We start from the raw sequence: 22,243 nt of genomic DNA on the forward strand, positions 1-22,243 counted from the left end.
CGTACGGAGGAATCCATGAGGATAGGCATACCGGCCGAGACAAGGCCGGGCGAGACACGTGTTGCAGCAACACCTGAAACCGTCAAGAAGCTGGCCGCGAAACACCAGGTCCTGGTGCAGTCCGGCGCCGGCCTGCATGCCGCGGCGCCCGACAGCGCCTATGAAGCGGCCGGGGCCAGCATCGTCGACGGCGCCGCCGCCTTCGGCGCGGACATCGTCCTGAAGGTGCGCAGCCCCGATGCCGCCGAACGCGGCCTGATGCGGCGCGACGCGGTGCTGGTCGGGATGCTCGATCCCTTCGACGCCGACAATCTCGCCGCGCTGGCCGCGAGCGGCCTCACCGCCTTCGCGCTGGAAGCGGCGCCGCGCATCACGCGCGCGCAGTCGCTCGACGTGCTCTCTTCGCAGGCGAATATCGCCGGCTACAAGGCCATCCTGCTGGCCGCCAACACCTACGGACGCTTCATGCCGATGCTGATGACGGCGGCCGGCACGGTCAAGGCGGCGCGCGTGCTGATCATGGGCGTGGGCGTGGCCGGGCTGCAGGCGATCGCCACCGCCAAGCGCCTGGGCGCCGTGATCGAGGCGTCCGACGTGAGGCCTCCGGTCAAGGAGCAGGTGGAGTCGCTCGGCGCCAAATTCATCGACGTGCCGTATCTCACCAGTGAAGAACGCGAGATCGCCCAGGGCAGCGGCGGCTATGCGCGGCCGATGCCGGCCGACTGGATGCGGCGCCAGGCCGAGCTGGTGCACGAGCGCGCGAAACTGGCCGACATCGTCGTCACCACCGCCCTGATCCCGGGCCGCAAGGCGCCCACCCTGATCGGCGAGGAGACGGTGCGCGCCATGAAGCCGGGCTCCGTGATCGTCGACATGGCCATCGCCCAGGGCGGCAACTGCCCGCTGACGGAGCTGGGCAAGACAGTCATCAGGCACGGGGTGCACATCATCGGCGAGCCGAACCTGGCGGCGCTGGTGCCGGCCGATGCGTCGGCCCTGTATGCGCGCAACGTGCTGGACTTCCTCAAGCTCGTGATCGACAAGGACGACCGCTTCTTCATCGACCGCGAGGACGAGATCGTGACCGCGACGCTGGTGTGCGCGGGCGGGGACGTGTTGCGCAAGTAGATTCAGTCGGGCCAGAACAGAACAGGACAGGAGACTAGGCATGGACATCAGCCACACCATCATCAACCTGATCATCTTCGTGCTGGCGATCTACGTCGGCTACCACGTGGTCTGGACCGTCACCCCCGCGCTGCACACGCCGCTGATGGCGGTCACCAATGCGATTTCGGCGATCGTGATCGTCGGCGCCATGCTGGCCGCGGGCCTGACCGAGGGCCTGACCGGGCGCGTGGCCGGCACGGTCGCGGTGGCGCTGGCGGCGGTGAACGTGTTCGGCGGCTTCCTGGTCACCCAGCGCATGCTGGAGATGTTCAAGAAGAAGGAGCCGAAGGCCGCGAAGGCGCCGGTCGAGGGCAAGGTCGAGGAGAAGATCGAGGAGAAGCAGGCATGAACGCCATCAGCATGAACGTCGTCACCCTGTTCTACCTGGTCGCCTCGGTATGCTTCATCCAGGCGCTCAAGGGCCTGTCTTCGCCCTCGACCGCGCGCATCGGCAACGCCTTCGGCATGGCCGGCATGGCGATCGCCGTGGTGACTACCGTGGCGCTGATGCTCAAGCTGCAGGACAGCCTGGGGCAGGGCGGCGGCTCGGGCTTCGTCCTGGTGCTGCTGGGCGTCGTGGTCGGCGGCGCGATCGGCGCCTATGCCGCGAAGAAGGTCGAGATGACCAAGATGCCCGAGCTGGTGGCGGCCATGCACTCGCTGATCGGCCTGGCGGCGGTGTGCATCGCGATCGCCGCCGTGTCCGAGCCCTGGGCTTTCAATATCGCCACCCGTGAGACGCCGCTTCCGTTCGGCAACCGGCTGGAGCTGTTCATCGGCACCTTCGTCGGCGCGGTGACCTTCTCGGGTTCGGTGATCGCCTTCGGCAAGCTGTCGGGCAAATACAAATTCCGCCTGTTCCAGGGGGCGCCGGTGCGTTTCGTCGGGCAGCACATCCTGAACCTGGTGCTGGCGATCGCGATCGTGGCGCTCGGATTGATGTTCTGCTTCGCCGACGGCGTGGCGCCGGCCTGGACGCCCTTCATCGCGATGGCGGCGCTGGCCTTCGTGCTGGGCGTCCTGATCATCATCCCGATCGGCGGGGCCGACATGCCGGTGGTGGTGTCGATGCTGAACTCGTATTCCGGCTGGGCGGCGGCCGGCATCGGCTTCTCGCTGAACAACTCGATGCTGATCATCGCCGGCTCGCTGGTCGGCTCGAGCGGCGCGATCCTGTCGTACATCATGTGCAAGGCGATGAACCGCTCCTTCTTCAACGTGATCCTGGGCGGCTTCGGCGGCGAGGCGGTGAGCGACGCCGGCGGCGAAAAAGAGCAGCGTCCCGTGAAATCCGGTTCCGCCGAAGACGCCGCCTTCATCCTGCAGAACGCCGAGTCGGTGATCATCGTCCCCGGCTACGGCCTGGCGGTGGCGCGCGCCCAGCACACGGTCAAGGAGCTGGTCGACAAGCTCACGGAGCGCGGCGTGACGGTGCGCTATGCGATCCACCCGGTGGCCGGCCGCATGCCGGGCCACATGAACGTGCTGCTGGCCGAGGCCGAGGTGCCCTATGACCAGGTGGCCGAGATGGAAGACATCAACGGCGAATTCGGCCAGACCGACGTGGTGCTGGTGCTGGGCGCCAACGACGTGGTGAACCCGGCCGCGAAGGACCCGAAATCGCCGATCGCCGGCATGCCGATCCTGGAGGCCTACCGCGCCAAGAGCATCATCGTCAACAAGCGCTCGATGGCTTCCGGCTATGCCGGCCTGGACAACGACCTGTTCTACCAGCCCAACACGATGATGGTGTTCGGCGACGCCAAGAAGGTCATCGAATCGATGGTCAAGGCCATCGACTAAGGGGGCGGCGCGGGAATGGAATGACAACTTCCGGCCAGGAAGTGATCCGATCATCCATTCCCGCCCTCGGTGCTGGCGCCGGCCACAAAAATAATGTGAGAAAGTTCTAGACGACTGGTCTAATTCGATCTATAGTGACGTCATGGCCAAGACAACGACACATGACTCTTCCGACGTCCGGGACAATATTGTCGCGGTCGGGCAGCGCGTCATGGCCGGCAAGGGTTTCTCGGCGGTCGGCTTGAACGAGATCCTGGCCACGGCGGGTGTGCCGAAGGGATCCTTCTATCATTACTTCGGGTCGAAGGACGCCTTCGGCGAAGCGCTGCTGGCAAAGTATTTCGAGGATTACCTGGCCGACATGGACCGCATGTTCCAGCAGGCCGACAAGACCATGGCGGAGCGCCTGGTCGCGTACTTCGAGTCCTGGCGCGCCAACCAGTCGTTTTACGATTGCCAGGGCAAGTGCCTTGCAGTCAAGCTGGGCGCGGAAGTCGCGGACCTGTCGGAACCGATGCGCCTGACCCTCAAGCAAGGTACCGACGGCATCGTGACCCGCCTGGCCCAGGCGATCGAAGGCGGCGCAGCCGATGGCTCGCTCGCGGCGCAGGCAGATCCCGCGCAGTTGGCGGCAACCCTGTACCAGCTCTGGCTCGGCGCCAGCGTCATGGTCAAGATCGTGCGCGATGCATCGCCATTCGATGCCGCGATGGAAACAACACAACGCCTGCTGCGCCTGGCCCGCTGAAGGCGGGTCGCACCGGACGCTTCCAGCGAAGCGTCTTTTTTGGGCGCCAGGATTAGACGACTGGTCTACTCCATAAATTGCAGGAGCAAGCCCATGAATAAACTGACCGTAACCCAGGCCGAGCCGATTGTGCCCGCCACCGAACCGAAAGACTCCTCCATGTCCCATCATCCATCCTTGTTCACGCCGGCGCCCCTCGGGCGCCATACGCTGAAGAACCGCATCGTGCTGCCGCCCCTGACCCGCCAGCGCTCCACCCAGCCGGGCGACGTCGCCAACGACCTGATGGCGAGCTATTACCGCCAGCGCGCCAGCGCCGGACTGATCATCACCGAAGGCACGCAGATCGAGCCGCGCGGCAAGGGCTACGCCTGGACGCCGGGTATCCATGACGCCGCGCACATCGCCGGCTGGCGCAAGGTGACCGAGGCCGTGCATGCCGAGGGCGGCATCATCTTCGCCCAGCTGTGGCACGTCGGCCGGGTCTCGCACGCCGCGCTGCAACCCGACGGCGGCGCGCCGGTGGCGCCGTCCGCCATCCGGGCCGCCGGGGTCAAGGTCTTCATCGAGACCGGCCCCGGCGCCGGCGAGCTGGTGGAGCCATCGGTGCCGCGCGCGCTGAGCGTGACCGAGATCGGCGAGCTGGTCGCCCTGTACGCCCAGGCGGCGCGCAACGCGCTGGCCGCCGGCTTCGACGGCGTCGAGATCCATGCCGCCAACGGCTACCTGGTCAACCAATTCATCTCGGCCCACTCTAACCACCGCAGCGACGAATACGGCGGCTCGCTGCAGAACCGCCTGCGCTTCCTGCGCGAGATCGTGCAGGCGGTGGGCGAGGTGGTCGGACCCGACCGGCTCGGGGTGCGCTTCGCGCCGCTGTTTTCCGGCACCGACGAAGAACGCGTCTACATCGGCCTGGTCGAGGACGATCCGCACCAGACCTATCTGGAAGCGATCGCGGTGCTCGAACGCGCCGGCGTCGGCTACCTGTCGATCGCCGAGGCCGACTGGGACGGGGCGCCCGACCTGCCGCTCTCGTTCCGGCAAGCAGTGCGCGCCGCCTTCAGCGGCAAGATCCTGTACGCCGGCCGCTATACCGCCGAGAAGGGCGCGCGCCTGGTCGAGGCCGGCCTGGCCGACCTGATCGCTTTCGGTCGCCCCTTCATCGCCAACCCGGACCTGCCCGAGCGCATCGCCCAGGGCTGGCCGCTCAATCCGCTCAACGCCGCCACCATGTACGGCGGCGGCGAGGCCGGCTTTACCGATTACCCGCGCCATGCGCAAACCATCAACCAAGGAGAACCAGCATGAATCAGCACATGAACCAGCAAATCGAAGGCAAAGTAGTCTTGATCACCGGCGGCGGCACCGGCATCGGCGCGGAGGCTGCGCGCCTGCTCGCCGAACGCGGCGCCCGGGTCGCCGTCGCGGCCCGCCGCAAGGACAAGATCGACGGCGTCGTCGCCGAGATCGCCGCCGCCGGCGGCGAGGCCAGGGGCTATGTCCTCGACGTCACCGACAAGAAGCAGGTGGAGGCGGTCGTGGCCGCCGTGGTCGTCGACTTCGGCCGGATCGACGTCCTGATCAACAACGCCGGCCTGATGCCGATTCGTCCGATGGCCGAGGTCAATACCGACGAATGGGACGCCATGATCGACGTGAACATCAAGGGCGTCCTGTACGGGATCGCCGCGGCCCTGCCGCGCTTCCTGGCCCAGCAAAGCGGACACATCATCAATCTGAGTTCGGTCGCCGGGGTCAAGGTGTTCTCGCCGGGCGGCACGGTCTACTCGGGCACCAAGTTCGCGGTCCGGGCCATCTCGGAAGGTCTGCGCCACGAAGTCGGAAGCAAGGTCCGCGTCACCTCGATCGAGCCCGGCGCCGTGGAAAGCGATCTCAAGCACAGCACCACGGGCGGCGCGACCCAGACCGTGCTCGACTTCTACCGGCAAGCGATTCCGGCCGCTTCGGTGGCGCGGGCGATCGCCTTCGCGATCGAGCAGCCGGCCGACGTCGACATCAATGAAATCGTGCTGCGACCGACCGCACAGGAATTCTGACCAGGAATTTTTGAACCGGGAGCGAAGCCGCTCCCGGCGCCCTGCCGCCAGCCGGCGGCAGGGCCGCGCATCCACCCGACAGGAGCGGTTAGCGGCGGCCGAACATCATCAGGTCGGCCAGGAGCATGCGCGCGGGCCTGGCCAGGTCGAGCGCCGCCAGGCCCAGGCCCAGCAGTGGTTGCAGCGGCTTGCTGCCGGTGAAGGCGCGGGCCATGGTGTCGGTCAGGCCGATCGTCAGCTTGCGGTCTTGCGCGCGCTCTTCCTGGAAGCGTTCGATCGCGGCCGGGCTGGCGTCGCGCGCCAGCTGGCGCGCCAGGACGGCGGCGTCGCGCAGGCCCAGGTTCAGGCCCTGCCCGGCGACCGGGTGCAGGGTTTGCGCGGCATTGCCGATGGCGACCGTGCGCGCCGTGGCGCGCGCTTCGGCGTTCAGGCCGAGGGGGAAGGCGACGCGGGGGGACACCTTGGTAAACGCGCCGAGGCGCGTGCCGAAGGCTTCGCCCAGCTGCTTCAGGAACGCCGTGTCGTCCAGGTCGAGGATCGTGCCGGCGCGCGCGCGGCGCACGCACCACACCAGCGCATACTGGTGGCCGTCGGGACCGTCTTCCGGCAGCAGGGCCAGCGGGCCTTCGCCGGTGAAGCGCTCGAAGGCGCGGTGGGCGATCGGCGCGTCGCTCGTCACGCGCGCGATCACGGCGCTCTGTTCGTAGTCGCGGCTCCTGGCGCGCTGGTCTTGCCGGCCGAAGATGCCGCCCTCGGCCTGGACCGCCACCTGCGCGCGCACCATGCGGCCGTCGTCCAGCGCCAGCAGCACGCCAATGGGGGTGTCGTCCAGCGCCTGCACGCGCGCCGGGCGCAGCATGGCGACGCCGGCCGCCTCGCAGCGCCGCGCCAGGGCGTCGACCACGGCGCCGTAGCGCGTGACGTAGCCCAGTGCCGCGACGTCGTGGTCGCGGCGGTCCATCAGGCTGCGACCCAGATGGCCGCGGCGCGAGACGTGGATCTGGTGGATCGCGGTGGCCGGCAACGGCCAGGCCTTGAGCTCGTCCAGCAGCTGCACGCTGCCCCAGGACAGCGCGATCGAGCGCGGGTCCGAGATCGCCTGGCCCAGCGACTTGCCGTCGATCAGGGCGATACGTGCGCCCGGCACGCCGCGCCGCACCAGGAAGGCCGCCAGCGCCAGGCCCACCGGGCCGGCGCCGCAGATCGCCACGTCGAAGTCCAGATCCGCTTGCGTCATCGTGTTTCCCGCATCAGTGCTTCGATCTCCGCCACTTCCTTCGGCGCGCCGGCGGTCAGGATGCGGCAGCCGGCGTCGGTCACGACCACGTCGTCCTCGATCCGGATGCCGATGTTCCAGAATTGTTCCGGCACGCCTTCGCCGGGCCGCACATAGATGCCCGGCTCCACCGTCAGCGCCATCCCCGGCAGCAGGGGCCGCGACGGCTTGTCGGGCAGGCTCGGGTCGCGGTAGGCGCCGACGTCGTGCACGTCCATGCCCAGCCAGTGGCCGGTGCCGTGCATGTAGAACTGTGCGTAGGCGCGCGCTGCGATCGCGTCGTCGAGCGAGCCCACCTTGTTCCGGTCCAGCAGGCCCAGGTCGAGCATGCCTTCGGTGAGCACCCGCACCGCCGCATCGTGGATCGCGCTGTACGGCCGGCCCGGATGGATGGCCGCGAGCGCCGCGGCCTGGGCGCGCAGCACCAGTTCGTACAGCGTGCGCTGGGCGTCGCTGAAGCGGCCATTGGCGGGATACGTGCGCGTGATGTCGCTGGCGTAGCCGTCCAACTCGCAGCCGGCGTCGATCAGCACCAGGTCGCCATCGGCGATACGGCGGTCGTTGGCGTTGTAGTGCAGCACGCAGGCTTGCGGGCCGGAGGCGACGATCGAGGGATAGGCCGGGAATTGCGCCCCGTTGCGGCGGAACTCGTGCAGCAGCTCGGCCTCGATCTCGTACTCGAACATGCCGGGCCGGGTGGCGCGCATCGCGCGCGCATGGGCCTGGGCCGAGATCACGCCGGCGCGCGCCATCAGGGCGATTTCGTGCTCGTCCTTCAAGAGCCGCATTTCGTCCAGCATGGCCAGCAGGTGGTGCATCGTCTGCGGGGCCGTCACGCCCGTGCGCCCGCGTGCGCGCACCGCCTTGAGCCAGCCGGCCACCCGGGCGTCGAGTTCGGCGCCGTGGCCCAGCGCGTAATACAGCGCCGGCGCGTCGGCCAGGATGTCGGCCATGCGCGCATCGAGTTCATCGATCGGCCAGGCTTCGTCGAAGCCGAAGGCATCGCGCGCCGCTGCGGGACCGAAGCGAAAACCCTCCCAGATCTCGCGCTCGACATTCTTCTCGCGGCAGAACAGGATCGTGCGCGCCGGCCGTTCTCCCCGGGCCGCGACCAGCGCCACGAAGCTTTCCGGTTCGGCGAACCCGCTCAGGTAATAGAAATGGCTGTCGTGGCGGTAGGGATAGTCGCTGTCGCCGTTGCGCGGCACTTCCGATGCGGTGCCGAGCACGGCGACCGCGCCCGGCTGCATCCGCCCCAGCAGCTGCGCGCGCCGGGCGGCATGCGCAGCGCAATGCGGCATCATGACGCCGTCTTGGCCGCCCGCAGCGGCGCGTTCAGTTCTTCCAGCTGCCCCACGGTGCCGACGTTGACCCACTGGCCCTGGTAGATCTCGCCGCCGACGCGGCCCTGTTCGATGAACTTGCGCATCAGGGGCCCGAACTTGAGGAATTCTCCGGCCTTGATCCCGTCGAACATCTCGGCGCGATACACGCCGATGCCGGCGAAGTTCCACTTGGTGGCGCCGTCGTTCTTGAGCGTGTACATGTCGAGCGCGAAGTCGCCCTCCGGGTTGTGCCACGGGTTCGGCGTCAGCCACAGCCAGGCGATGTCGCGCTGGTCGACCGGGTAGGGAACACCCACCGCGTCTTCATCCTTCAGCGCGTCCAGCGCCAGCGAAAAATCGAAGTAGGGCGCATAGATGTCGCCCGACACCGCCAGGAACGGTTCGTCGCCCAGCAGGTGCAGCGCATTGGCGATGCCGCCCGCGGTCTCGAGCGGCGTCGGCTCGTGCGAGTACACGATGCGCGCGCCATAGCGGCTGCCGTCGCCCAGTTCTTCCTCGATCATGTGGCCGAGGTGGGAGTGGTTGATGACAATCTCGGTAATCCCGGCGCGCACCAGGTTGAGCACGTGCCAGGTGATCAGGGGCCGCCCGCGCACTTTCAACAAAGGCTTCGGTAGCAGGTCGGTCAGGGGCCGCATGCGCTCGCCGCGGCCGGCGGCGAAAATCATCGCTTTCATGCGGACCTCAGAAGGTGTAGCCGACTTGCGGCGCCTTGTTTTCCAAGGCGTCGAGCAGGCGCAGCAGCGGCTTGAGTTCGGTGTAGCGGTTCGCGGTCTTGCGCACGTAGTCGATCACCGTCGGCAGGTCGCCCATGTAGTGCGACTTGTTGTCGCGGTAGTTCAGGCGGCAGAAGATGCCGAGGATCTTCAGGTGGCGCTGCATGGCCATGAACTCGAAGTCGCGGTAGAAGGCGTCGATGTCCGGGTTGACCGGCAGGCCGGCCCCCTTGGCGCTCTGCCAGTAGCGCACCACCCAGTCCAGCACGATCTCTTCGTCCCACTGGATGTAGGCGTCGCGCAGCAGCGAAGCCAGGTCGTAGGTGACGGGGCCGTACACGGCGTCCTGGAAATCGAGCACGCCGGGGTTGCCCTGGTCGAGGAACATCAGGTTACGCGAATGGAAATCGCGGTGCATGAACACCTGCTGCTGCGCCAGCACGTTCGAGGCGATCGCCTCGAATACCTTGTCGAGTTGCGCCTGCTGCTTGTCGTCGAGCGTGACGCCCAGGTGGCGGTTCAGGTACCACTCGGGGAAGATGTTCAGCTCGCGCAGGATGAAGGCGCGGTCGAACTCGGGCAGCACGCCAGGCTGGCTGGCCATCTGGAACTTGAGCAGGGCGTCGACCGCGTCCGAATACATGAAGGCGGCGTTGTCGCTGGACAGGCGCGCCAGGTAGGTGGTGGTGCCCAGGTCGCCCAGCAGCAGGAAGCCCTGCTCGACGTTGCGCGCGGCGATCGCCGGCACGGTCACGCCGGCGTCGAACAGCAGGCCCTGCACGTGGATGAAGGCCGGCACGTTCTCGCGTTCCGGCGGCGCGTCCATGGCGACCAGGGTCGCGCCCAGCTTGTCCTGCATGGCGGGCACGACGTCGTAGCGGAAGTAGCGGCGAAAGCTCGCATCGACGGAGGCAGGGCGGCCGGTTCCGACTTCCACCAGGCCGGTCGAGGCCAGCCAGTCGTTCAGCTGTGCCAGGCGCGGATCGGTAGCAAGCGCGGCGCTGACAGAAGTGGAAGAATTTTGATACAAAGATGACATGAAGCGGCCTGACGAATCCGGTTGGTTGAGCTAATTCCCATATAATAAGGGATTCATTCTAAAAAAACCGCCCTTTATGGTGCACGTCCGATTTTCCATGAGCTGCGATTTTCCATGAGCTGGTCGTCAAGCCAACCTTTCCCACCGCGGCAGGTCCTCGCGCTCTATGCATTGGTTTCCGCAACCGCGGTTCCGGCATTCGCCCAGAGTGTTCCCCCTGCGCCACAAGCTGAAGACGAACTTCCCGTCGTTATCCAGGCCGAGGAGATCGGCGGCCGTCCCGACCGCCGGCTGGACCTCAACCGCAACGTCGAGATCACGCGCGGCCAGAGCGGCATCACCGCCGATACCGCCTGCTACCTGCGGGTCGAGGACGAAGTCACGGCCACCGGCAACGTGAACATGTGGCGCTTCGGCGACCGCTACAAGGGCGACGAGCTGCAACTGAACCTCGAGACCGGCAAGGGCTACCTGCTCAATCCGACCTATTTCCTGGCCGACAGCAATGGCCAGGGACAGGCCGACCGCATCGACTTCCTGGGCGAGCAGCAGGCCCTGGTGCGCAACGGCACGTACAGCACCTGCGAAGGCCCCGATCCCGACTGGTATCTCAAGTCGAGCACCCTGCGCCTGGACAACGGCCGCGACGTCGGCACCGCCGGCAAGACCATCATCTATTTCAAGGACGTGCCGATCATCGGCACCCCGGCGATGTCGTTCTCGCTGTCGGGCCAGCGCCGCTCCGGCTGGCTGCCGCCCACGGTGGGCTTCGGCTCCCAGGGCAAGGCCGAGGTGATGGTGCCGTACTACGTCAACATTGCCCCGAACCGCGACCTGACGCTGTATCCACGCATGATGTTCGACCGCGGCTTCCAGATGGGCGCCACCGGCCGCTACCTGGGCAGCACCTACCAGGGCGAGACCCACGTCGAGGTCTTGCCGGACGACCGCGAGACCAATACCACGCGCTGGCGCGTCGACTCGCTGCACAGCCAGTCGATCAAGCCGAACTGGTCGTACGGCTGGAACCTGCACGGCGCCTCGGACGACGAATACCCGTCCGACTTCTCGCGCACCGTCGCCGCCAGCGCCGAGCGCCAGCTGCTGCGCGAGGTGCGCACCGATTACTATGGCCAGTTCTGGAGCCTGACCGCGCGCGCCCAGAACTACCAGGTGCTGCAGGACCCGGCCGCCGCGACCAATCCGAGCCTGACGGTGCCGCGTCCCTACGACCGCCTGCCGCAGATTAACTTCCGCGCCGCGCGCTACGACGTGGCCGGTTTCGACTGGTCGATCGACGCCGAGGCGACCCGCTTCGATCACCCGACCCTGGTCACCGGCAACCGCGCCGTGGTGCAGGGCCAGGTGAGCTATCCGATCGTGCGTCCGGGCTGGTTCGTCACGCCCAAGCTGATGTACAACGCGGCCAAGTACGACATCCAGGACCATATCGACCGGGCCGGCCTGGACACCAAGCTGACGCGCACGATCCCGACTTTCTCGTTCGACAGCGGCATGGTGTTCGAGCGCCAGACCACGCTGTTCGGCGGCGCCGCCACCCAGACCCTCGAGCCGCGCCTGTTCTATGTGTACACGCCGTACGAGAACCAGGACGACGTGCCGCTGTTCGACACCGGCCGCGCCGGCTTCAACTACGCCCAGCTGTTCTCCGAGAACCGCTACGTGGGCCTGGACCGCGTGTCCGACGCCAACCAGGTCACGGCCGCCCTGGTGTCGCGCTTCATCCAGGAAGACGGCGCCGAGCGCCTGCGCCTGGCCTTCGGCCAGCGCCTGTATCTCGAAGAGCCGCGCGTGCGCATCCCTGGCGAAGAACAACACAAGAGCCGTTCCGACCTGCTGCTGGCCGCCGCCGGCACCATTTCCGAGTCCTGGACCTTCGATAGCGGCGTACAATACGATGCGAACGGAAGCAGTTTGTACAGCTCGAATGTGGGTGTACAGTGGCGTCCGGGGCCGATGAAGGTGTTGAACGCCGAATACCGTTATCAGCGTGACAGCTTCCGCAATATCGACCTGTCGGCGCAGTGGCCGATCGGCCGCCGCTGGTATGGCGTGGGCCGGGTCAGCTACGCGCTGCGTTCGTATGGGGTGGGGCAGGAGGTCAATCCGGCCACCGGCGGCAAGCTGATCGAGAGCCTGATCGGTCTCGAATACAAGGCCGATTGCTGGGTGTTCCGGATGGGCGCGCAGCGTTTCGTGACCGCGGCGCAAGAGACGTCGACGCCGATCTTCTTCCAGCTCGAGCTCAATGGCTTGTCGCGCCTGGGCCTGGGTAATCCGCTCGAGTCGTTCAACAAGAGCATCCCGGGCTATACGCGACTGAATACCGGAATTGGACGTCCATAAGCAAGCGTTCAGACTAGCAGTCCATAATTCGTCCTTGATGTGAACTATCCTGAAATGAGTGCTTTCCAGATGATGCGTACTACCCGTTTGCAGTCCCTCCAGATGGCGGCAGCACTGCTGTGCGCGCTGTCCGCCGGCCAGGCGCTGGCCCAGGCCGCCACCACGCCAGCCGCCAAGGCGGAAACGCCGGCGTCCACCGGCGGCGGCTTCCTGCCGCCGGCATCGGCCAATGCCAAGGTGATCGATTCGATCCAGGTCGTCGTCAATGACGAAGTGATCACCCGCAATGAAGTGGCCGGCCGCGTGGCCCAGGTCAGCCAGAACATGAAGGCACGTAACGCCCAGATGCCCGACCCGGCCACCATGGAGCGCCAGGTGCTCGAGGCGATGATCGTCGAACGCGCCCAGCTGCAGCTGGCCAAAGAGATGGGCGTCAAGGTCGACGACCGCACCCTGGACGCCACCATCGGCCGCATCGCCGAAAATCAAAAGATGTCGGTGCAGGACATGCGCAACCAGATGGAAAAAGAGGGCATGCCGTTTGCCCAGTTCCGCGAAGACATCCGCAACGAGATCATGATGCAGCGCCTGCGCGAGCACGAGGTCGACAGCAAGATCCAGGTGTCCGAGGCCGAGATCGACACCTATATGGCGGCCGCCAAGGCTGCCGAGGCCGACCGCATCGAGGTCGACATCTCCCAGATCCTGGTGCGCGTGCCAGAGAACGCCTCGCCCGAGCAGATCGCCGCGCGCGCCGCGCGCGCCGAGGAAGTGATGCGCCAGCTGCGCACCGGCGCCGACTTCGCGCGCATGGCCTCGACCTATTCCGACGCGCCCGACGCGCTCAAGGGCGGCGAGATCGGCTGGCGCGACGCCGACCGCCTGCCGCCGATGTTCTCGACCGAGCTGCGCAAGCTCGAAGCGGGCCAGGTCACGCCGATCCTCAAGACCAACGTCGGTTTCCACATCCTCAAGCTGGCGGGCAAGCGCTCGCTCGGCGGCGAGACCGAGAAGTCGGTAGTCGAGCAGACGCACGCGCGCCACATCCTGATCAAGGTCACCCCGACCATGACCGAGGGCGAGGTCAAGCGCAAGCTGCTCGAGCTGAAAGAGAAGATGGACAACAATGCCGGCACCTTCGAAGACCTGGCGCGCCTGCACTCGCAGGACGGTTCGGCCTCGAAGGGCGGCGACCTGGGCTGGTTGTATCCGGGCGACACGGTGCCGGAATTCGAGACCGCGATGAATGCGCTCAAGCCCGGCGAGGTGTCGGACGTCATCCAGTCGCCGTTCGGCTTCCACCTGATCCAGGTCATCGGACGCAAGAGCGAAGACGTCACCCAGCAGAAGGAGCGTAACGTGGCGCGCCAGGTGCTGCGCGACCGCAAGATGCAGGAAGCGATGGAAGACTGGATGCGCCAGGTGCGCGACCGCGCCTACGTCGAGTTCCGCGAGGAGCAGTAACAAGATGGTTGCGCCACAGGCGCCCGGGCGCCCGTTGGCGCATTGGGGGGCCGCATCCCCAAGGCCCGTGCTCGCTATTACAGTCGGCGAGCCCGCCGGCATCGGTCCCGAGATCGCGATCCGCGCCGCCTGGGCCCTGCGCGAGCAGGCCAACTGCGTGCTGCTCGGCGACGCCGCCTTCCTGGCGATGACGGCCAGCTATATCGATCCAGCTATCCGCCTGTCGGCGCTGTCGACCCAGGCCTTGCGCAACGGCGGCCTGCCGCACTTCGGCGCCGACCGCCTGGCGGTGGTCGACGTGCCGCTGGCGGCGCACGTGGTGCCGGGCCGGCTCGATCCCGAGAATGGTCTTGCCGTGCTGGCCACGCTGGACCTGGCCATCGAGGGCTGTGGCTGTGGGTGGTTCGACGCCATCGTCACCGCGCCGCTGCAAAAAAGCACGATCAACGATGCCGGCATCGCGTTTTCGGGACACACCGAATACCTGGCCGAGAAGACCGGCACGCCCAAGGTGGTCATGATGCTGGCCGGCGCGCCGGCACATGACCAGCCCTACCTGCGCGTCGCCCTGGCCACCACCCACCTGCCGCTGAAGGATGTGCCGGGCGCGCTCACGCGCGACAACCTGACCCAGGTGCTGGACATCCTGCACGCCGACCTGCGCGACAAATTCGGCATCGCGGCGCCCGTGATCCTGGTCACCGGCCTGAATCCGCACGCCGGAGAAAACGGCTATCTCGGCCGCGAAGAGATCGACGTCATCACGCCGGTGCTCGAGGCCGCCCGCAGCCGCGGCATCGATGCGCGCGGCCCGTATCCGGCCGACACCCTGTTCCAGCCCAAGTACCTGAAGGATGCGGATTGCGTGCTGGCGATGTACCACGACCAGGGCTTGCCGGTGCTGAAGCACGCGACCTTCGGGCGCGGCATCAACGTCACCCTGGGCCTGCCCCTGATCCGCACCTCGGTCGACCACGGCACCGCCCTCGACCTGGCGGCCGAGGGCCTCGGCCTGGCCGACTGCGGCAGCATGGAAGAGGCGATCCGCGCCGCCATGCACATGGTGGCCGCGCGCCGCCAGGCCACTTCCGAATAACCAAGAAAGCAAGCATGAAACACGTCGCACGCAAGCGCTTCGGCCAGAACTTCCTGACCGATGACCATGTCCTGAACAATATCATCGACGCCATTGCGCCGCGGCGCGGTGAAACGATGGTCGAGATCGGCCCGGGCCTGGCGGCGATGACGGCGCTGCTGCTCAAGTCGCTCGACCATATGCACGTCGTCGAGCTCGACCGCGACCTGGTGGCGCGCCTGGAAAAAGCCTACCCGCGCGAGCGCCTCAGCGTGCATTCGGGCGACGCGCTCAAATTCGATTTCGGTTCGATCCCGGTGCTGGAGGGACAAAAACTGCGCGTGGTCGGCAACCTCCCGTACAACATTTCCAGCCCGCTGCTGTTCCACCTGGCCGAGTTCGCCCATCTGGTCGAGGACCAGCACTTCATGCTCCAAAAGGAAGTGGTCGAGCGCATGGTGGCCGAGCCGGGCACCAAGGCCTACAGCCGCCTGTCGGTGATGCTGCAATGGCGCTACGACATGGCCATGCTGTTCATCGTGCCGCCGACCGCCTTCGATCCGCCGCCGCAGGTCGACTCGGCCATCGTGCGCATGGTGCCGACCCGGCGCCAGTTGCCGTGCGACGGCAAGCGCCTGGAGGCGGTGGTGGCCAAGGCCTTCTCGCAGCGGCGCAAGGTCATTCGCAACTGCGTGGCCGGCATGTTCACCGAAGCGCAGCTGGTCGAGGCGGGCATCGATCCGGGCGTGCGTCCGGAAGCGGTCAGCCTGGAACAATACGTGGCGCTGGCCAACCTCCCCGTATCCTGACCCAGGGTGGTCGGCTACGCCGACCACGCGTTCAGCATCATCTGCCCCCATCAGCGCCGCCCGTCGGCGCTTTTTTGCGTCCAAACACGTCCTGCTGCGCCGCAGCATACGGGTTATCACGTATTTTCGGGCGCCTGGTCGCCGTTTTACGCAGTCTGTCGCATCCCGCTGGAGAACTGCGGCCCCATTTTCTATAGTGCTCACATGGACAGCCGATCCGGCGCCTCAACCGACCCACAGGAGCAAGAAATGAACGTCCTCAAGCACATGGAAGCCATCTTCATCGCCGCCGCCATCCTCGCCGGCTTCAGCAGCTACGCCGTCGCCGCCAATGCGCGATCGAGCGAGGCTTACCAGTCGCAGGTGTCGGTGGGCATGGAAAAGATCGCCGTGGTGAAGGTCAGCGCCGCCCGCTGAGCAGCGCCGGCACACCGTACCGATGCGGCAGGCAAAAAAAAAGCCCGCTCAAGGAGCGGGCTGAAATCCAATTCTTTTCTGAGGAGAGTTGGAGGAGACAGGAGTTATTATGCTGCGCGACAGCATATAAATCCAATTTTCCTTTCAAATACTCGACATAAGAATTGTGTATATCTGGCCAGGCTTACGCCGCGACGCAGTTGACCTGGATATTGGTCACTTCTGCATCAGGCATGACGCCAGTGCCGTTGACCACGGTGCAGACCTGGCCAGTCGGGTTGGCAATCACCACCACGCCATAGGTCGTGCCATAGCTGACATTCGGCAGCTGGAAGTCGATCGGCGTCGTGACGCCGGCGGCCGGCTTCGTTACCGTACCCGCGCCGCCGGTGCTGCCGTTGGCCAGCACCAGGCCGTCGGCGGTCAGGCCATTGACCTTGCCGCTCAGCGGATAGTTGTTCACGATGCAGACGTAGGTGACGTTGATCTCCGCCAGCCGGCCCGCCGTATCGTTGAAGTTCGGGATCGTATTGTCCGGCGTAACGCATTGGCGCTGGAATTGCGGCGTCGACTTGAAGACGACGTTGTACACGTCACCATACTCGAGCTTGTTCGGGAACTCGAAGTTGACCGGGTCGCCCGGCTTGGCAGGCGGGTCGATCGGCAGGTCCATGCCATTGGTGGTCAGGACGGCGCCCGGATAGACGATGCCGGAGATCGTGCCTTTCACGGCGAACTCGGCTTTGTCGCTGCCGCCACAGCCGGCCAGGCCCGCGGCCAGCGCCAGCGCGAGGGCCGGACGGATCAGGGAAGACTTCATGCGTAACGCTCCAGGAAAAATTAAGGGGTGCAGGTGACGGCCACGTTGGTGACGTCGGCAGGTCCCACGGTGCCGCTGCCGTTGTTGACAGTGCAAGTCTGATTGGCAGGCTGTTGCAGGATGGTGACACCGTAAGGCGAATCTTCGGCGACATCGGCCATCTTGAACGAGGTGGCGCCGGCCTGGAGTGCCACACGGTCGGAACCGTTGACCAGCACCAGCTCACCTTTCAGGTTGCTGACGCTGCCAGAGAGAGCGTGGCGCTTGAGCGTACACGTGATGTAGACGGTGTAGACGTGATAGCCCGCGCGGCCACTCGCATTCTGGATATCGCAGCGCTCGACGTTCGATGGCGTGGATTTGATTTCGACGGAATAGCGGTCGTCGGTCGAGATCAGGTTGTCGAATGCCCAGGTCGCCGCACCGGTGCCATCGGCCGGCGGCGTGATCGCCTTTTCCTGGCCGTCGTTGGTCAGTACCAGACCGGTTTTGGTCACACCGGAAAAACTACCGCCCAGCACCAGCTGGCCATCGCTGCCGCCGCAGGCAGACAGTGCGACCGCGCAGGCCAGCGCCGCGCCGGCACGCAGGTAGGAACTCTTCATAACATCTCCAAAAAATCTAGCGGGAAAGCGCAGCTGCGCGGTGAGAATAGAAAAATCGCTCAACATTTTAGTCCATTTGGCAAGCAGCTGGTCCATTTCGGGCGTATATGGTTTTGTATCTTGGTGTAACCATAATTCAACAAAGGCAACATTCCAGGGTGCTAACGGCGTGCGCATTGCGTTCGGCGTAGCGCGTCGCTATGCTTGGGGCGCACCTTTTCTCCCTTAGTCTGGAAGCCGATGACCCGCCAACCCTGGCCGAAAGCCGTCCTGTTCGACCTCGACGATACCCTGTGGCCGATCGCGCCCGTGATCCTGGAAGCCGAAAAACTGTTGTATGCCTGGCTCGGCGAGCACGCGCCGCGGGTGGCCGAACGCTTCACGATCGACAGCCTGCGCGCCGCGCGCCTGGAATTGCTGGCCGCGCGCCCCGAATTCGGGATCGACCTGGGCGCGCTGCGCCATGCCGGCCTGGTCGCCGCCTTCGAACAGGTGGGCGAGGATCCCGGCAAGGTCGAGCTGGCGATGACCGTGTTCTTTGCCGCCCGCAATGCCGTGACGCCCTACGAGGATGTCGTGCCCGGGCTCGAGCGCCTGAAGCGACGTGCCCTGGTCGGCTCGGTCACCAATGGCGTGGCCGACCTGCAGACCATCGGCCTGGCCCACCACTTCCAGGCTTCGGTGGCGGCGCGGCAGTATGGCCGCGCCAAGCCCGATCCCGGCATCTTCCTCGCCGGCTGCGCCGCGCTCGGCGTCCTGCCTGGCGAGACCCTGTACGTGGGCGACGACCTGTTGCTGGACGTGCAGGGCGCCCAGCGCGCCGGCCTGCGCGCGGCCTGGATGAACCGGACCGGCAAGGTCAACGAATTCGCCCATGAAGTCCGGCCCGACGTCGAAGTGGCCAGTCTCGACGCGCTGCTCGACTGGCTTGAATCCTTGTAGAAGCGCGAGCACGAGCGTTGGACATGCGTCACAGCAAGCCTTGCGCTGCCCGTGCCATGCCCCAACCTGCCTATAATGCACACGTTAAATACGCGCGCCATTAAACGTTTCCCGGAATCATGCAACTCGACCAACGTGCCCACACCCTGCTCAAAGCCCTCGTCGAGCGTTATATCGCCGACGGCCAGCCGGTAGGCTCGCGCGCGCTGTCCAAGCTGTCGGGCCTGGAATTGTCGCCAGCCACGATCCGCAACGTCATGGCCGACCTCGAGGAGATGGGCTTCGTCGCCAGTCCGCACACCTCGGCCGGCCGCATTCCGACGCCGCGCGGCTACCGAGTGTTCGTCGACACCCTGCTGACGGTGGGGCCGATCGACGACAAGGCGGTCGATGCCGAGCGCATGCGATTGCCGCAGCCCTTGTCCAACCTGCAACCGCAGAAACTGATCGCCAACGCGGCGCAGATGCTGTCCTCGCTGTCGCAATTCGCCGGCGTGGTGCAGAGCCCACGCCGCGAATCGGTCTTCCAGCAGATCGAATTCCTGCGCCTGGGCGAAAAGCGCATCCTGCTGGTGATCGTCGATCCGCGCGGCGACGTCCAGAACCGGCTGCTGCTGCTCGATAAGGATTATTCCCCGGCGCAACTGACCCAGTCGGCCAATTACCTGAACCAGAACTTCGCCGGGCTGTCCTTCGACGAGGTGCGCAAGCGCTTGAGCGGTGAGCTGCAGCAATTGCGCGACGATATGGGCCGCCTGATGCAGGCGGCGGTCGAGGCTGGCAGCGAAGCGATGGCCGAGGGCGACGACATGGTCATCGCCGGCGAGCGCAACCTGCTGTCGGTGTCCGACCTGTCATCCAATATGAGCTCGCTGCGCCAGATGTTCGAGATGTTCGAGCAAAAAACCGGCTTGATGCAATTGCTCGACGTATCGAGCAAGGCTGGCGGCGTGCAGATCTTCATCGGCGGCGAGTCGAAGCTGGTGCCGATGGACGAGATGAGCGTGGTGACCGCGCCGTATGCGGTCGACGGCCGCATCGTCGGCACCCTGGGCGTGATCGGCCCGACGCGGATGGCCTATGAACGAGTGATTCCGATCGTCGACATCACGGCCAAGCTGCTGTCGAACGCCCTCAGCCACTCCTGAATCGCTAAAAACTTAAGCCAGTGCAAGGCTGGCAACCTTCTTGCCACAATTTGACAAAGTTTTGGAAATGCAAATGAGTATGATTCTCAATTGCATTGAGCCGGAGCGCTCCGGCTTGTCCAGAACAATCAAATAACAGGAACAAGAGGGATGAAACTGACAGCAAACCGCATGACGCCGCTCGCCGCCGCCGTCGGACTGGCGCTCCTTGGCTTGCCGGCCATGGCCCAGCAATCCAACCAGCCGATGCACCAGGTGCACATCGTCGGCACCGCCGAGGAAGAACTCAAGCAGGCGATCGGCGTCTCGGTCATCACCTCGGAAGACATCGAAGCGCGTCCGCCGGCGAATGATCTGGCCGAGCTGATCCGCACCATGCCGGGCGTGAACCTGACCGGCAACAGCGCCAGCGGCCAATACGGCAACCACCGCCAGATCGACCTGCGCGGCATGGGCCCGGAAAACACCCTGATCCTGGTCGACGGCAAGCCGGTCAGCTCGCGCAACTCGGTGCGCATGGGCCGCAGCGGCGAGCGCAACACGCGTGGCGACACCAACTGGGTGCCGGCTGAAGCGGTCGAGCGCATCGAAGTGCTGCGCGGCCCGGCGGCGGCGCGCTACGGGTCCGGCGCCGCCGGCGGCGTGATCAACATCATCACCAAGGCGCCGGGCGACTATCTGACCGGTTCGGTCACCGCCTATGCGCTGGCGCCGGAGCACGGCGAGGAGGGCAACAGCAAGCGGCTCGGCTTCAACCTGTCCGGTCCGCTGGCCGGCAAGCTCTCGTTCCGCGTATTCGGCAACGTCAACAAGACCGATGCCGACGAGCTGGCGCTGAACGCCACGCCGGACAATACCGCCAACGGCGCGATCCCGCCGGCCGGCCGCGAGGGCGTGCGCAACCGCGACATCGGCGGCCTGCTGCGCTGGGACTTCATGCCCGACCAGGTGCTGGAATTCGAATCCAACTTCAGCCGCCAGGGCAATATCTACGCCGGCGACCGGGCCGTGAATGCGGCCGGCTTCCCGATCCTGGGCGAGCTGGCCAACGCGGCCGCCGAGACCAACGTCATGCTGCGCCGCACCGCCGCGCTGACCCACCGCGGCAAGTGGGGCGCCACCACCTCGCGCCTGTGGCTGACCTATGAAGGCACCGACAACACCCGCATGAACGAAGGCCTGGCGGGCGGGCCGGAAGGCAGCATCAGCGACCCGACCAAGAAGTCGACTTCGGAGCTGGAAACCTATGGCGCCAACGGCGAAATCAGCACCCCATTCAATGTCGGCGGGGTGGCGCAGATGCTCACCGCCGGCTTCGAGGCGCGCAAGGAAAAGCTCAACGATCCGTATTCGATGACGCAGGCTGCCACCGCGATTCCCGGCATGCAGGAAGGCAGCCGCGATGGCCGTTCGAGCGCCGAAACCTATGCCGTCTACGTCGAAGACAATATCGGCGTAAACACCGCATTCACCCTGACCCCAGGCCTGCGCTTCGACAAGCACAGCCAGTTCGGCACCAACTGGAGCCCGAGCCTGAACGCCTCGTATGCCTTGAGTCCAACCCTGACCCTGCGCGGCGGCGTGGCGCGCGCGTTCAAGGCGCCGAACCTGTACCAGTCGAACCCGAACTACCTGTACTACACGCGCGGCAACGGCTGCCCGATCAATAACCCGAACCTGGGCGGCGGCTGCTATGTGCGCGGCAACGAGAACCTGGCGCCGGAGACCTCGCTCAACAAGGAGATCGGCATCGGCTGGAAGGACCGCGGCCATGAGGCCAGCCTGGCCTACTTCCACAACGACTACAAGAACAAGATCACCGGCGGCATGGATCGCCTGCTCGGCAACACCTCGGCCAATGGCCGGTTGTTCCAGTGGGAGAACTCGCCGGAGGCGGTGGTGCAGGGCGTCGAGGGCAACCTGACGATCCCGTTCGGTCCGCGCCTGAAGCTGACCAACAACCTGACCTACATGATCGAGAACGAGAGCAAGAGCAATGGCGAGCCGCTGTCGGTGATTCCCGAATACACGCTGAACTCGACCCTGGACTGGAAGGTCAATGCCAGACTGACGACGCTGTTGACGGTGTCCTATTACGGCAAGCAGGAACCGCGGCGCCTGACCGGCACCGGCGGTCAGGCCAGCGGCGAGGCGCTCAACACGCTGGCGCCGTATGCCGTGGTGGGCGCCAACGTCGGCTACGCCTTCACGCCGAAGCTGTACCTGCGCACCGGCATCAACAACCTGTTCGACGAACGCCTGTTCCGGCGCAGCACCAACGGCAGCACGGGCGCCGAGTCGTACAATGAACCGGGCCGCTCGCTGTTCGTGAACCTGACGGCGTCGTTCTGACGACGCCTGGATAGAGAAAGGGCGCATGGGATGACTCCCATGCGCCCTTTACTTACTTTTACACTGTTACTTTTACACCGGCCGTG

At 65.9% G+C, this 22,243-nt stretch carries 20 protein-coding genes; 14 read left to right on the top strand and 6 right to left on the bottom strand.

Annotation, left to right across the window (positions count from 1 at the left end; all coding sequences use genetic code 11):
- The first annotated feature begins 15 nt into the window (after positions 1-15).
- From HMPREF9710_RS05995 to HMPREF9710_RS06020, 6 genes are all read left to right on the top strand, one after another.
- The gene (locus HMPREF9710_RS05995) at positions 16-1,128 is read left to right on the top strand and encodes a Re/Si-specific NAD(P)(+) transhydrogenase subunit alpha (RefSeq protein ID WP_005664786.1); all 1,113 of its coding nucleotides are present in this window, start codon (positions 16-18) and stop codon (positions 1,126-1,128) included.
- Positions 1,129-1,168: 40 nt separating this feature from the next.
- Positions 1,169-1,519, top strand: coding sequence for an NAD(P) transhydrogenase subunit alpha part 2 (locus HMPREF9710_RS06000; protein ID WP_005664787.1), 351 nt, complete (start codon positions 1,169-1,171; stop codon positions 1,517-1,519).
- Positions 1,516-2,973: an NAD(P)(+) transhydrogenase (Re/Si-specific) subunit beta gene (locus HMPREF9710_RS06005; RefSeq protein WP_005664789.1), complete on the top strand. Its 1,458-nt coding sequence runs from the start codon at positions 1,516-1,518 to the stop codon at positions 2,971-2,973. Before HMPREF9710_RS06000 ends, HMPREF9710_RS06005 begins: the two co-directional genes overlap by 4 nt.
- A 142-nt stretch (positions 2,974-3,115) precedes the next feature.
- Positions 3,116-3,721 (top strand): TetR/AcrR family transcriptional regulator, encoded by a 606-nt coding sequence (locus tag HMPREF9710_RS06010; RefSeq protein ID WP_005664791.1) that lies wholly within the window; start codon positions 3,116-3,118, stop codon positions 3,719-3,721.
- A 159-nt stretch (positions 3,722-3,880) separates the two neighbouring features.
- Positions 3,881-5,032, top strand: a complete 1,152-nt coding sequence (locus HMPREF9710_RS06015) for an alkene reductase (RefSeq protein ID WP_040775779.1) — start codon at positions 3,881-3,883, stop codon at positions 5,030-5,032.
- Complete coding sequence (locus HMPREF9710_RS06020) at positions 5,029-5,781, top strand: SDR family oxidoreductase (RefSeq protein ID WP_005664795.1); 753 nt, start codon at positions 5,029-5,031, stop codon at positions 5,779-5,781. Before HMPREF9710_RS06015 ends, HMPREF9710_RS06020 begins: the two co-directional genes overlap by 4 nt.
- 88 nt (positions 5,782-5,869) lie before the next feature.
- Here the strand turns inward: HMPREF9710_RS06020 and HMPREF9710_RS06025 are convergent, their stop codons facing one another.
- Genes HMPREF9710_RS06025 through HMPREF9710_RS06040 form a run of 4 tightly spaced genes read right to left on the bottom strand, consistent with a single transcriptional unit; the run spans position 5,870 to position 10,158 of the window.
- On the bottom strand, positions 5,870-7,018 hold the full coding sequence (locus tag HMPREF9710_RS06025) for an FAD-dependent monooxygenase (protein ID WP_005664798.1): 1,149 nt from the start codon (positions 7,016-7,018) through the stop codon (positions 5,870-5,872).
- A complete protein-coding gene (gene pepP / locus HMPREF9710_RS06030; protein ID WP_005664800.1) occupies positions 7,015-8,361 on the bottom strand; it encodes a Xaa-Pro aminopeptidase in 1,347 nt (448 codons plus the stop codon). Before pepP ends, HMPREF9710_RS06025 begins: the two co-directional genes overlap by 4 nt.
- A complete protein-coding gene (gene murU, locus HMPREF9710_RS06035) occupies positions 8,358-9,080 on the bottom strand; it encodes an N-acetylmuramate alpha-1-phosphate uridylyltransferase MurU (RefSeq protein WP_005664802.1) in 723 nt (240 codons plus the stop codon). The genes pepP and murU overlap by 4 nt, the downstream gene beginning before the upstream one ends.
- A gap of 7 nt (positions 9,081-9,087) precedes the next feature.
- Entirely contained in the window at positions 9,088-10,158 is a 1,071-nt protein-coding gene (locus tag HMPREF9710_RS06040) for an aminoglycoside phosphotransferase family protein (protein WP_005664804.1), read from the bottom strand.
- 114 nt (positions 10,159-10,272) lie between these two features.
- Here HMPREF9710_RS06040 and HMPREF9710_RS06045 point away from each other — a divergent pair, with 114 nt between their 5' ends.
- The 5 genes from HMPREF9710_RS06045 to HMPREF9710_RS28210 all read left to right on the top strand — a co-directional run bounded on the left by HMPREF9710_RS06045 (position 10,273) and on the right by HMPREF9710_RS28210 (position 16,290).
- Entirely contained in the window at positions 10,273-12,525 is a 2,253-nt protein-coding gene (locus tag HMPREF9710_RS06045; protein WP_005664807.1) for an LPS-assembly protein LptD, read from the top strand.
- 69 nt (positions 12,526-12,594) lie between these two features.
- Entirely contained in the window at positions 12,595-13,989 is a 1,395-nt protein-coding gene (locus HMPREF9710_RS06050) for a peptidylprolyl isomerase (protein WP_005664809.1), read from the top strand.
- 4 nt (positions 13,990-13,993) lie between these two features.
- Positions 13,994-15,085, top strand: a complete 1,092-nt coding sequence (gene pdxA, locus HMPREF9710_RS06055; protein ID WP_005664811.1) for a 4-hydroxythreonine-4-phosphate dehydrogenase PdxA — start codon at positions 13,994-13,996, stop codon at positions 15,083-15,085.
- A 14-nt stretch (positions 15,086-15,099) separates the two neighbouring features.
- A complete protein-coding gene (rsmA, locus tag HMPREF9710_RS06060; RefSeq protein ID WP_005664813.1) occupies positions 15,100-15,873 on the top strand; it encodes a 16S rRNA (adenine(1518)-N(6)/adenine(1519)-N(6))-dimethyltransferase RsmA in 774 nt (257 codons plus the stop codon).
- Between the two features lie 249 nt (positions 15,874-16,122).
- Entirely contained in the window at positions 16,123-16,290 is a 168-nt protein-coding gene (locus HMPREF9710_RS28210) for a hypothetical protein (RefSeq protein WP_005664814.1), read from the top strand.
- A gap of 184 nt (positions 16,291-16,474) precedes the next feature.
- Here the strand turns inward: HMPREF9710_RS28210 and HMPREF9710_RS06065 are convergent, their stop codons facing one another.
- Together HMPREF9710_RS06065 and HMPREF9710_RS06070 are read right to left on the bottom strand one after the other, a co-directional pair.
- On the bottom strand, positions 16,475-17,110 hold the full coding sequence (locus HMPREF9710_RS06065; RefSeq protein WP_005664819.1) for a hypothetical protein: 636 nt from the start codon (positions 17,108-17,110) through the stop codon (positions 16,475-16,477).
- 20 nt (positions 17,111-17,130) lie between these two features.
- The gene (locus HMPREF9710_RS06070) at positions 17,131-17,715 is read right to left on the bottom strand and encodes a hypothetical protein (RefSeq protein ID WP_005664821.1); all 585 of its coding nucleotides are present in this window, start codon (positions 17,713-17,715) and stop codon (positions 17,131-17,133) included.
- 240 nt (positions 17,716-17,955) lie between these two features.
- Between HMPREF9710_RS06070 and HMPREF9710_RS06075 the strand changes: the two genes are divergently transcribed.
- The 3 genes from HMPREF9710_RS06075 to HMPREF9710_RS06085 all read left to right on the top strand — a co-directional run bounded on the left by HMPREF9710_RS06075 (position 17,956) and on the right by HMPREF9710_RS06085 (position 22,157).
- Entirely contained in the window at positions 17,956-18,657 is a 702-nt protein-coding gene (locus HMPREF9710_RS06075) for an HAD family hydrolase (protein ID WP_005664823.1), read from the top strand.
- Positions 18,658-18,776: 119 nt separating this feature from the next.
- Entirely contained in the window at positions 18,777-19,805 is a 1,029-nt protein-coding gene (gene hrcA / locus HMPREF9710_RS06080) for a heat-inducible transcriptional repressor HrcA (protein ID WP_005664825.1), read from the top strand.
- Positions 19,806-19,955: 150 nt separating this feature from the next.
- Entirely contained in the window at positions 19,956-22,157 is a 2,202-nt protein-coding gene (locus HMPREF9710_RS06085; protein WP_005664827.1) for a FepA family TonB-dependent siderophore receptor, read from the top strand.
- The last annotated feature ends 86 nt before the right edge of the window (positions 22,158-22,243 follow it).

Origin of the sequence: Massilia timonae CCUG 45783 (assembly GCF_000315425.1) — a bacterium.
In the GTDB taxonomy this organism is placed as follows: Bacteria; Pseudomonadota; Gammaproteobacteria; order Burkholderiales; family Burkholderiaceae_D; genus Telluria; species Telluria timonae.